We start from the raw sequence: 11,691 nt of genomic DNA, 5'->3' as shown, positions 1-11,691 counted from the left end.
CGCGCGGGCGTCCACCGCGCACATCCCCAGGGCCCGCACCTTCCCCGCCGCCACCAGCTCCGCCATCGCGCCCCAGGTCTCCTCGACCGGCACCTCCGGATCGGCCCGGTGCAACTGGTACAGGTCGATCACATCCGTCCGCAGCCGGCGCAGCGACGCGTCGCACGCCCGGCGCACATAGCCGGGACGCCCGTTGGCGACGATGTGCTGGTCGCCCACCAGCAGGCCGCACTTGGTCGACACGAAGGCGTCCTCACGCCGTCCGTCGAGCACCCGCCCCAGCAGCAGCTCGTTGGTGAACGGGCCGTACATGTCGGCCGTGTCGAGCAGCGTCGTACCGGCGTCGAGCGCCGCGTGCACGGTGCGCGACGAACGGTCGCCCCGCTGCTCGGAGGCGCTGTAGGCCCAACTCATCGGCATACAGCCGAGACCCACGGCGCCCACCGTGAGTGCCGTGGCACCGATCGTCCTGCGCTCCAACTGCCCCGCCCCTCCCGCTTCCTCGCGCGCCCGCCCACGCCGGACGAACCGCCGTCGGGCACCCTCCAGCTAACCTCATGCGCCGACGACCGGCCGGTCCGGTCCTCGGGAGGCCCTTCAACACCCCCAGGGCTTCGCATAGCCTCCTGACCATGACTTCAGACGTGTGGCTGCCGATCCCCGCCGACGAGATCGAAGGTCTCCCCGACGGCCTGGACTACCGGCACTGGGACGGGGCCGCGGACTACCCCGCGGACCCGGCCGACTGCGCCTTCTACGTCGTCCCGTACATGAAGGGCATGGACGTCGCGCTCCGGCCGCTCGCCGCGATGACGTCCCTGCGCGTCGTACAGACCCTGTCGGCCGGCATCGACCACGTCGCCCCCGGGCTCGGCTCGCTGCCCTCCGGCGTACGCCTGTGCAACGCCAAGGGCGTCCACGAGGCCAGCACCGCCGAACTCACCCTCGCGCTCGTCCTCGCGTCCCTGCGCGGCATACCCGGCTTCGTCCGGGGCCAGGACGCCGAGGAGTGGCGCTCCGGCTTCTACCCCGCGCTGGCCGACAAGTCCGTACTGATCGTCGGCTACGGCTCGATCGGCGCCGCCATCGAGGACCGGCTCACGCCGTTCGAGTGTGCGCGGGTGGCGCGCGTGGCGCGCTCCGCCCGTGCCACCGAGCGCGGCCCCGTGCACGCACTCGCCGAACTCCCGGCCCTGCTGCCCGAAGCGGACGTCGTCATCGTGTCGACACCGCTCACCGAGGAGACGAAAGGCCTGGCGGGAGCCGATTTCCTGGCCCGCATGAAGGACGGCGCACTTTTCGTGAACGTCGCGCGCGGCCAGGTCACCGACACCAAGGCGCTTCTCGCGGAACTGGAAAGCGGAAGGATCAGGGCCGCGCTGGACGTCACCGATCCGGAACCACTCCCGCCGGGTCATCCTCTCTGGCATGCTCCGGGTGTCCTCATCAGCCCCCACGTGGGCGGATCCACCTCGGCCTTCATGCCGCGCGCCAGGCGACTGCTCGCCGACCAACTCACCCGCTACGCCGCGGGAGAAGCCCTGCGCAACGAAGTGCTCACCACCGGCTGAGCCTCCGTCGATCCGCACCGGGGAACGACAACTGCCCTGCTCGTCACGGAGAGTAGGAGAACTATGTCCCTGAGTGACGACTCTGGTGTATCGTCCCGATCTGGGGGTCGCGTCGAACGAGGAACGGCGCGGCGGAGCGATCCGAATCCGAGGGGGGCGACGGGCGATGTACTGCCGATGGACGAACGATCCGACGCGGAAGGGCCGCCCACGGCGGTCTTCGGACCCGCCGACGTGCGGCCGGCCGGTCACGGCGCCCGCCACGGCGCCGCCCCGTGCCACGACGACGCGCGTCACGACGGGGCACGCCACCACCACGGCCCACGCCCGGGCGGCCCGCCCCCCGGAGACGCGCCTCTCACCGACGCGGATCCCGTCGGCGCCCGGACCCGGCGCGTCGGCGGTGACGGAGACACCCCCCGAGGTGACCCCATGAGCGCCCCAGAGGTGCTCCTCGGCCACCGCGCCGCCCCGGACGGCGGTGGTCCGCACGGCGGTCCCGGCAGCGGTCCGGGCGGCGGCGGGGACGGCGGAGCCGCCGGCGGCCCCGGCAACGGCGGAGGCGCCACCGGCCTGCTCACCCAACTCCTCCTCGCCCTCGTCTGCGGCGGGTACGCCACCGGCGCGGCCCTCGGCTGGGGCTCCCGCGAACTGGCCCTGTTCATGGGCGACTTCGGCCTCAGCATCGCCGCCTTCATCGCCGCGGTCTCCTGCTTCCTCTACGCCCGCACCGACGACAGCCGCTTCCGGCCCGCCTGGCTGCTCTTCTCGCTCTCCTCCGCCATGGCCGCCGGCGGGAACGCGGTCTGGGGCTGGTACGAGGTCGTGCTCGACCGGCCCGTACCGAGCCCCTCCCTCGCCGACCTGTTCTTCCTCTGTTTCGCGCCGCCCGCCATCGTCGGTCTGCTCGTCCTCGCCAAGCGCCCCGTCAGCAAGGCCGGCTGGGTCTGTCTGGGCCTCGACGCCTGGCTGATCGGCGGCTCGCTCCTCACGCTCTCCTGGAGCCTGGCCCTCGCGCACACCACGCACTTCGACGGCGAGACCGTCGCCCACGCCGCGCTCTCCCTCGCCTATCCGCTGCTGGACATCGTGCTCGTCAGCATGGTGCTCGCCCTGCACTTCCGGCGCTCGACCGGCAGCCGTACGGCGATCAACTCCGCCATCGCCGCCCTCGCCCTCACGGTCCTGTGCGACGCCCTGTTCACCTCCCCGCTGCTCCGGGAGACCTACCGCTCGGGCCAGCTGCTCGACGCGGGCTGGTTCGCCGGGTCCCTGCTGCTCGCCTACGCCCCCTGGGGCGTCCGCAGGGCCGCCGAGAGCGCCCCGGAGCTGCCGCTGCCCCCACGCCAGCCCCGGCATTCCAGCAGACCGATCGCGGGCTCCCTGGCCGCCCTCACGCCCTATCTCGCCGCCGCCGTGTGCACGCTCGGAATCCTGTACAACGTCATCGAGGGCCGCCGCGTCGACCGCGTGGTGGTCCTCACGGGCTGCACCGTCGTCCTCGCCCTGGTCGTACGGCAGGGCATCATGCTCGTCGACAACATCGCGCTCACCCATGAACTGGCCCAGAAGGAGAACCACTTCCGCTCCCTGGTCCAGGGATCGAGCGACGTCATCATGATCGCCGGGCCCGAGGGCACCCTCGACTACGTCAGCCCCGCGGCGGCCGGCGTCTACGGACGCGAGGCGGACGGCCTGGTCGGCGCCCCGCTGGAATCGATCATCCACCCGGACGACCGGGGCCGCGTCAAACGCGAGGTGCGCCGCTTCCTCGCCGCCCCTCCCAAGGAGGAGCCCACCACCCGCATCGAATGCCGCTTCAAATCGGGCACCGGCGACTGGCTGAACGTGGAGTCCACGGTCAACCGGCACCAGGGCGGCCTGATCCTCAACAGCCGCGACGTCACCGAACGCGTACGGCTCCAGGCCCAGTTGCAGCACAACGCCGAGCACGACCCGCTCACCGACCTGCCCAACCGCGCGCTGTTCACCGAGCGGGTCCGCCAGTCGCTCTCCGGCCGCCGCGCGGGCGACCCCGGCACGGCGGTGCTCTTCATCGACCTCGACGGCTTCAAGGGCGTCAACGACCGCCTCGGCCACCAGGTCGGCGACGAACTGCTCATCCACGCGGCCCACCGTCTCCAGGACTCGGTACGGGCCGGGGACACCGCCGCCCGCCTCGGCGGGGACGAGTTCGCCGCCCTCATCCTCGGCGACGGCGCCGACGACCACACCGCCCGGGAGTACCAGGTCCACGACATCGCCGACCGGCTGCGGCTCAGGCTCTCGCAGCCGTACCGCATCGAAGGCAACGATGTCCGGGTCGCCGCCTCCATCGGAGTCGCCTTCGCCGAACCGGGCATCACCCCCACCGACCTCATGCGCAACGCCGACCTCGCCATGTACCGCGCCAAGGCCGGCGGCAAGGACCGCGTCGAGCTGTACGCGCCCCAGATGCAGGCCGACGTGGTCCGCAGGACCGAACTGGCGATCAAGCTCCGCACGGCCCTGCGCGACGGCGAGTTCGCCCTGCTGCACCAGCCCGTGGTGGACCTCGCCGACGGACACATCTCCGCCGTCGCGGCCCAGGCCCGCTGGCGCTCCGCCCAAGGGGTTCTCTTCACACCCGCCGAGTTCTTACGCGTCGCCGACGACAGCGACCGCACCGCCGAGTTAGGCCGCTGGCTTCTTGAAGAAGCCGTCGCGCAGGCCGCCGAGCGCGGACGGTCGGGCCATCTGGTCCCGGTCACCGTCCGCCTCTCCGCCCGCAGGCTGCTCGACCGCTCCATGCCGCTCGGCTCCATCGAAGCCCTGCTGACCCGCCACGGGCTCCCCTCCGGCGCCCTGCTGATCGAGCTGGCGGACAGCGACCCCCGTACGTCCCTCGACGAGCTGGAGCACCGCCTGGTCGCCCTGCGCCGTCTCGGCGTACGGATCGCGCTCGACGGCTTCGGCAGCGGCTACGCGGCGATCAACGCACTGCGCCGGCTCCCCGTCGACGTACTGAAACTGGACCGCGGTCTGGTCGAGGGGGTCGTCGAGTCCGCCAGACTGCACAAGATCACGGCGGGGCTGCTGCGGATCGCCTGCGACCTGGGCATGGTCTCGGTGGCCGACGGCGTCGACGTACCGGAACAGGTGCTCGCGCTCCGTGCCATGGGGTGTACCCACGGCCAGGGCATGGCCTTCTCCGGCCCCCTGGACGAGTACCGGCTGCGCCGCGCCCTGATCCGCGGCGACTACCCGCTCCCCGGCGCCGCCCCGCTACCGGTGCTGACCGGCGGCTCGCTGCCCGTGCGCCGTACGCGCGCGGCCACCCCCGACATGATCCCCCGGCCCGCCACCCGACCCTCCCTGCGCTCAAATGTTGAGACGCCAGTCCCACCCACTTGACAGTGGTGGCGCGTCAGAGGGAGGGTCAATGCCATGCGCACCCGAATTCTCGTACTTGGACAGCGCGTCGGCTGAAGCAGTGCCCACCACCGGCCCTGTTGACCGCACCCGACGCGCTCCCCTCGCCTGCCTCCCGGCACGAGGGGTTTTTTGTTGTACCGGTACCGCCCAAACCCCCGCAAAAACCCTCAGCTTCGAGAAGAGAATGACGATGACCGAGCAGGCCACCGGGGCCCACCCGACGCCGCGCGCCCGTAACGGCGGACCCTCGTCCGCCACCGTGGAACACGTCACGGGCGCGCAGTCCCTCATCCGCTCTCTTGAGGAAGTGGGCGCCGACACGGTATTCGGCATCCCCGGCGGCGCCATCCTCCCCGCCTACGACCCGATGATGGACTCCACCCGGGTCCGGCACATCCTGGTCCGCCACGAGCAGGGCGCGGGCCACGCGGCCACCGGCTACGCGCAGGCCACCGGCCGGGTCGGCGTCTGCATGGCCACCTCGGGCCCCGGCGCCACCAACCTGGTCACCCCGATCGCCGACGCGCACATGGACTCCGTGCCGCTCGTCGCGATCACCGGCCAGGTCGCCAGCAAGGCCATCGGCACGGACGCCTTCCAGGAGGCGGACATCTGCGGCATCACCATGCCGATCACCAAGCACAACTTCCTCGTCACCAAGGCCGAGGACATCCCGCGCACCATCGCCGAGGCGTTCCACATCGCCTCCACGGGCCGCCCGGGACCCGTCCTGGTGGACATCGCCAAGGACGCCCTCCAGGCGAAGACCACCTTCAGCTGGCCGCCCACCCAGGAACTGCCCGGCTACCGCCCGGTGACCAAGCCGCACGCCAAGCAGATCCGCGAGGCCGCCAAGCTGATCACCCAGGCCAAGCGGCCGGTGCTGTACGTCGGCGGCGGCGTCATCAAGGCCGGTGCCACCGCCGAACTGCGCATGCTCGCCGAACTGACCAACGCCCCCGTCACCACCACCCTGATGGCGCTGGGCGCGTTCCCCGACAGCCACCCGCTGCACGTGGGAATGCCGGGCATGCACGGTGCGGTCACCGCCGTCACCGCGCTGCAGAAGGCCGACCTGATCGTCGCCCTCGGAGCCCGCTTCGACGACCGTGTCACCGGCAAGCTGGACAGCTTCGCCCCGTACGCCAAGATCGTCCACGCCGACGTCGACCCCGCCGAGATCGGCAAGAACCGCGCCGCCGACGTGCCGATCGTCGGCGACGCCCGCGAGGTCCTCGCCGACCTCGTCCAGGCGGTCCAGGCCGAGCACACCGAGGGCAACGTCGGTGACTACAGCGCCTGGTGGCGCGACCTCAGCCGCTGGCGCGAGACGTATCCGCTCGGCTTCGACCAGCCGGCCGACGGCAGTCTCTCCCCGCAGCAGGTCATCCAGCGCATCGGCCAACTGGCCCCGGACGACACGATCTACGCGGCGGGCGTCGGCCAGCACCAGATGTGGGCCGCCCACTTCATCGACTACGAGCAGCCCGCCACCTGGCTCAACTCCGGCGGCGCGGGCACGATGGGCTACGCGGTCCCCGCCGCGATGGGCGCCAAGGCGGGACAGCCGAACCGCACCGTGTGGGCGATCGACGGCGACGGCTGCTTCCAGATGACCAATCAGGAACTGGTCACCTGCGCCCTCAACAACATCCCCATCAAGGTCGCGATCATCAACAACGGCGCGCTGGGCATGGTCCGCCAGTGGCAGACCCTCTTCTACAACCAGCGTTACTCCAACACCGTCCTGCACAGCGGCCCCGACGTCGCCGCCGGCGGCTCCTTCGAGGGATCCGGCCGCGCGGACGACGCCAAGCCCAACGGCGGCACCCGTATCCCGGACTTCGTGAAGCTGTCCGAGGCCATGGGCTGCGTCGCGATGCGCTGCGAGTCCCCGGACGAGCTGGACGCCGTGATCGCCAAGGCCAACTCCATCAACGACCGCCCCGTGGTGGTCGACTTCATCGTCCACGAGGACGCCCAGGTCTGGCCGATGGTCGCCGCGGGCACCTCCAACGACGAGGTCCTCGCCGCCCGGGGTGTGCGCCCCGACTTCGGCGACGGCCTGGACGACTGAGCCGGATGCCGAGAGCGAGAGAAAGAACGACGAAAATGTCCTCGAAACACACCCTCTCCGTCCTCGTGGAGAACACCCCCGGCATCCTCGCCCGGATCGCCGCCCTGTTCTCCCGGCGCGGCTTCAACATCGACTCACTCGCGGTGGGTGTCACCGAGCACCCCGACATCTCCCGCATCACCATCGTGGTCAATGTCGAGGACCTGCCGCTCGAACAGGTGACGAAGCAGCTCAACAAGCTGATCAACGTCCTGAAGATCGTCGAACTCGAGCCCGGCGCCGCGATCCAGCGCGAGCTCGTCCTGGTGAAGGTCCGCGCCGACAACGAGACCCGCTCCCAGATCGTCGAGATCGTGCAGCTCTTCCGCGCCAAGACGGTGGACGTCTCACCCGACGCCGTCACCATCGAGGCCACCGGTTCGAGTGACAAGCTCGACGCGATGCTCAAGATGCTGGAGCAGTTCGGCATCAAGGAGCTCGTGCAGTCCGGCACGATCGCCATAGGGCGTGGCGCGCGGTCCATCACGGACCGCAGCCTGCGGGCGCTCGACCGCAGCGCGTAGCCCCGTCCGCGGAGCCGTACACGCGTCCCGTTCGCATGCCGAGACCGTGAGGCTCCCTTTACCCGCCCCGCCGTACGGTGGGCCCAGCGAAACCCCAGTTGCACACCAAGGAGAAGACCCAGTGGCCGAGCTGTTCTACGACGACGATGCCGACCTGTCCATCATCCAGAGCCGCAAGGTCGCGGTCATCGGCTACGGCAGCCAGGGCCACGCCCACGCGCTGTCGCTCCGTGACTCGGGTGTCGACGTCCGGGTCGGCCTGCACGAGGGTTCCAAGTCCAAGGCGAAGGCCGAGGAGCAGGGCCTGCGCGTGGTGACGCCCGCCGAGGCGGCCACCTGGGCCGACGTCATCATGATCCTGGTGCCGGACCCGATCCAGGCGCAGGTCTACGAGGAGTCCATCAAGGACAACCTGAAGGACGGCGACGCGCTGTTCTTCGGTCACGGCCTCAACATCCGCTTCGGCTTCATCAAGCCGCCCGCGGGCGTCGACGTCGCGATGGTCGCCCCGAAGGGCCCCGGCCACCTGGTCCGCCGGCAGTACGAGGAGGGCCGCGGCGTGCCGTGTATCGCGGCCGTCGAGCAGGACGCCACCGGCAAGGGCTTCGAGCTGGCGCTGAGCTACGCCAAGGGCATCGGCGGCACCCGCGCCGGTGTCATCAAGACGACCTTCAGCGAGGAGGCCGAGACCGACCTCTTCGGTGAGCAGGTCGTCCTGTGCGGCGGTACGTCCGCGCTGGTCAAGGCCGGCTTCGAGACGCTGGTCGAGGCCGGTTACCAGCCGGAGATCGCGTACTTCGAGTGCCTCCACGAGCTGAAGCTGATCGTGGACCTGATGTACGAGGGCGGCCTGGACAAGATGCGCTGGTCGGTCTCCGAGACCGCCGAGTGGGGCGACTACGTCACCGGCCCGCGGATCATCACGGACCAGACCAAGGCCGAGATGAAGAAGGTCCTCGCCGAGATCCAGGACGGCACGTTCGCCAAGAACTGGATGGACGAGTACCACGGCGGTCTGAAGAAGTACAACGAGTACAAGAAGGCCGACAGCGACTCGCTGCTGGAGAGCACGGGCCGTGAGCTGCGCAAGCTCATGAGCTGGGTCGACAACGACGACGTCTGACACGTCCCCGGTGCCGGGTCCGCAGCGCGGGCCCGGCACCGGAACGGTGGTGCGACCGGTCGCCGGACAGCCGGTGAGCAAGCGCTTGTGCCGGGCCCGACCACGGCCCGACCACGTACGGGTGATCTGCCCGCCGGGACGGGAAACGGCCGCTGTCCGCACCACTACACTGCTGCATACATCCGCGTCAGGCCCACAATGTCGTGCGTCTTCCACGCGATCAGGCCCGGACCAGGGCCTGGCACCCTCCGCCGCCTGCGGCCGTCGGGACGGCCGTCCGCAATGGACTTGTGAGGACCCACGTGAGCTCGCGTTCCAATCAAAAGCCGGTTGTACTCATCGCCGAAGAGCTGTCGCCCGCCACCGTCGACGCGCTCGGTCCGGACTTCGAGATCCGCCACTGCAACGGCGCGGACCGCGCCGAACTGCTGCCCGCCATCGCCGACGTGGACGCGATCCTCGTCCGCTCCGCGACCAAGGTCGACGCCGAGGCCGTGGCCACGGCGAAGAAGCTGAGGGTCGTCGCCCGCGCCGGCGTCGGCCTCGACAACGTCGACGTCTCCGCCGCCACCAAGGCCGGCGTGATGGTCGTCAACGCGCCCACCTCGAACATCGTCACCGCCGCCGAGCTGGCCTGCGGTCTGCTGGTCGCCACCGCGCGCAACATCCCGCAGGCCAACACCGCTCTGAAGAACGGGGAGTGGAAGCGCAGCAAGTACACCGGCGTCGAGCTGAGCGAGAAGACGCTCGGCGTCGTCGGCCTCGGCCGGATCGGTGTCCTGGTCGCGCAGCGCATGTCGGCGTTCGGGATGAAGATCGTCGCGTACGACCCGTACGTACAGCCCGCGCGGGCCGCGCAGATGGGCGTCAAGCTGCTCTCGCTGGACGAGCTGCTCGCGGTGTCGGACTTCATCACGGTGCACCTGCCGAAGACGCCCGAGACCCTGGGTCTGATCGGCGACGAGGCGCTGCACAAGGTCAAGCCGACGGTGCGCATCGTCAACGCCGCGCGCGGCGGGATCGTGGACGAGGAGGCGCTGGCCTCCGCGCTCAAGGAGGGCCGCGTCGCGGGCGCCGGTCTGGACGTGTACGCGAAGGAGCCCTGCACGGACTCCCCGCTCTTCCAGTTCGACCAGGTCGTGTGCACCCCGCACCTCGGCGCGTCGACGGACGAGGCGCAGGAGAAGGCGGGCGTGTCGGTCGCCAGGTCGGTGCGCCTCGCGCTCGCCGGTGAGCTGGTGCCGGACGCGGTCAACGTGCAGGGCGGCGTCATCGCCGAGGACGTACGGCCGGGGCTGCCGCTCGCCGAGAAGCTGGGCCGGATCTTCACGGCGCTGGCGGGCGAGGTCGCCGTACGGCTGGATGTCGAGGTCTACGGCGAGATCACGCAGCACGACGTGAAGGTGCTCGAACTGTCCGCGCTGAAGGGCGTGTTCGAGGACGTCGTCGACGAGACGGTGTCGTATGTGAACGCGCCGCTGTTCGCGCAGGAGCGCGGCGTCGAGGTGCGGCTGACGACGTCGAGCGAGTCGCCCGACCACCGCAACGTCGTCACCGTACGGGGCACGCTCTCGGGCGGCGAGGAGGTGTCGGTCTCCGGCACGCTGGCCGGTCCGAAGCATCTCCAGAAGATCGTCGCGATCGGTGAGTACGACGTGGACGTGTCCCTGGCCGACCACATGGTCGTCCTGCGGTACGAGGACCGTCCCGGTGTCGTCGGCACCGTCGGCCGGATCCTCGGCGAGGCGGGGCTGAACATCGCGGGGATGCAGGTGTCGCGCGCGGAGGAGGGCGGCGAGGCGCTGGTCGTGCTCTCCGTCGATGACAACGTGCCGCCGGCCGTGCTGGCGGAGATCTCCGACGAGATCGGCGCGAACTCGGCGCGCTCGGTGGATCTGACCGACTGAGCTGTTCGACGGTGAGGGGCCCGGGATCATCTCCCGGGCCCCTCACCGTTTCCCCTGCACCAAGGCCTCGCGGGCGACTGAGAGCACCGACTCGCCAAGCTTCGAGCACCGACTCGCCAAGACGGGGCGGGAGTTGACCGGCGACGACGGTCACGCCGCCCAGCGTCTCGCGCACGGATTCCAGCGCCGCGTCCGGCAGCCCCGCCGCGGCACCGACGGCCACGGACGGGGCCGGACTCCACCGCGCGGCCTCCAACGTGCCCATGCCGAGCACCGATCGGAGGTACTGGGTGGTGAAATGGGCCGAGCCCGTCATCGCGAAGGTGGCGAGGGCGTTGAGTACGACCCCGGAGCCGAAACCGCGCCCCCGGAACGAGAAGACCGAGCCCCGCAGAAGTGGTTGGGCATGGCGCCGCCCAGCACCGGACCGAGCGCGACGCCGCCCGGCTCAGGATCTGAGCCGCGCCGACTTCAGCGCCATGTGCAGCAGCAGCCGGTCCTCACCGTCGGCCAGGTCCAGGCCCGTGAGCTGTTCGATACGCGACAGCCGGTAGTAGAGCGTCTGGCGGTGGATGCCGAGCTCCGACGCCGTACGCCCCGCCTGCCCCGCGTGGTCGAGATAGACCTCCGCCGTGCGCGTCAGGTCCGCGTGCGCGGGCGTCAGCAGCGGGCGCACCGCCGGGTCGACGGCGCTCGCCGGGGACAGGGACGTCAGCAGCCGGTACGGGCCGATCTCCGACCACTGGGCGACGGGGCCGAAGCGTGGCTGCACCGTCGCCGCACGGGCCGCCGCGACCGACTCGTGCCAGGCGTCGGGGAGTTCGGCCAGCCCCCGGCGCGGCGTGGCCGCCCCGGCGGTGGCTCCCGGGCCCGCGGCGTCCCGCAGCCGCGACGTCGCGTCGAGCGTGGGCAACAGCGCGTCGGCCGACCGGAGCCGTACGAGCAGCGCCAGGACCGTCGGGACCTCCGGCGCGTCCGTGTCGGCCCCCCTGCGCGCCCCGTCCCCGGCCGGGCCGCCCGGCCGGGGACGGGGCGC

The 11,691-nt window shown here is 71.0% G+C and carries 8 protein-coding genes; 6 read left to right on the top strand and 2 right to left on the bottom strand.

Going from position 1 to position 11,691, the window contains the following annotated elements:
* Positions 1-480 (bottom strand): aldo/keto reductase (locus BHU15_RS31360; protein WP_141726918.1); only part of this gene is annotated, 480 nt, incomplete at its 3' end.
* Between the two features lie 152 nt (positions 481-632).
* On the opposite strand from BHU15_RS31360, the gene BHU15_RS31355 reads away from it, so the two are divergent.
* The 6 genes from BHU15_RS31355 (at position 633) to serA (ending at position 10,655) form a co-directional block, all read left to right on the top strand.
* Positions 633-1,571, top strand: a complete 939-nt coding sequence (locus tag BHU15_RS31355; protein ID WP_069630222.1) for a 2-hydroxyacid dehydrogenase — start codon at positions 633-635, stop codon at positions 1,569-1,571.
* A gap of 432 nt (positions 1,572-2,003) precedes the next feature.
* The gene (locus BHU15_RS31350) at positions 2,004-4,964 is read left to right on the top strand and encodes a putative bifunctional diguanylate cyclase/phosphodiesterase (protein ID WP_079128498.1); all 2,961 of its coding nucleotides are present in this window, start codon (positions 2,004-2,006) and stop codon (positions 4,962-4,964) included.
* Positions 4,965-5,175: 211 nt separating this feature from the next.
* Positions 5,176-7,062: an acetolactate synthase large subunit gene (locus tag BHU15_RS31345; protein ID WP_069630221.1), complete on the top strand. Its 1,887-nt coding sequence runs from the start codon at positions 5,176-5,178 to the stop codon at positions 7,060-7,062.
* 35 nt (positions 7,063-7,097) lie between these two features.
* Positions 7,098-7,625 (top strand): acetolactate synthase small subunit, encoded by a 528-nt coding sequence (gene ilvN / locus BHU15_RS31340; protein ID WP_023538455.1) that lies wholly within the window; start codon positions 7,098-7,100, stop codon positions 7,623-7,625.
* Between the two features lie 121 nt (positions 7,626-7,746).
* The gene (ilvC, locus tag BHU15_RS31335; protein ID WP_023538454.1) at positions 7,747-8,748 is read left to right on the top strand and encodes a ketol-acid reductoisomerase; all 1,002 of its coding nucleotides are present in this window, start codon (positions 7,747-7,749) and stop codon (positions 8,746-8,748) included.
* A 302-nt stretch (positions 8,749-9,050) separates the two neighbouring features.
* The gene (serA, locus tag BHU15_RS31330; RefSeq protein WP_069630220.1) at positions 9,051-10,655 is read left to right on the top strand and encodes a phosphoglycerate dehydrogenase; all 1,605 of its coding nucleotides are present in this window, start codon (positions 9,051-9,053) and stop codon (positions 10,653-10,655) included.
* A 448-nt stretch (positions 10,656-11,103) separates the two neighbouring features.
* On the opposite strand, the gene BHU15_RS31325 is transcribed toward serA, so the two are convergent.
* Positions 11,104-11,691 (bottom strand): PucR family transcriptional regulator (locus BHU15_RS31325; RefSeq protein WP_141726917.1); only part of this gene is annotated, 588 nt, incomplete at its 5' end.

Source organism: Streptomyces niveus (genome assembly GCF_001723055.1).
In the GTDB taxonomy this organism is placed as follows: Bacteria; Actinomycetota; Actinomycetes; order Streptomycetales; family Streptomycetaceae; genus Streptomyces; species Streptomyces niveus.
The sequence above is the reverse complement of the archived record's forward strand: the minus strand, read 5'-3'. Positions and strand labels throughout refer to the sequence as shown.

Bases quoted from the DNA above. Each gene is read 5' to 3' on its own strand.
- BHU15_RS31345 (WP_069630221.1), top strand. From the start codon at position 5,176: ATGACCGAGCAGGCCACCGGGGCCCACCCGACGCCGCGCGCCCGTAAC.
- BHU15_RS31355 (WP_069630222.1), top strand. From the start codon at position 633: ATGACTTCAGACGTGTGGCTGCCGATCCCCGCCGACGAGATCGAAGGT.
- BHU15_RS31350 (WP_079128498.1), top strand. From the start codon at position 2,004: ATGAGCGCCCCAGAGGTGCTCCTCGGCCACCGCGCCGCCCCGGACGGC.
- ilvN (WP_023538455.1), top strand. From the start codon at position 7,098: ATGTCCTCGAAACACACCCTCTCCGTCCTCGTGGAGAACACCCCCGGC.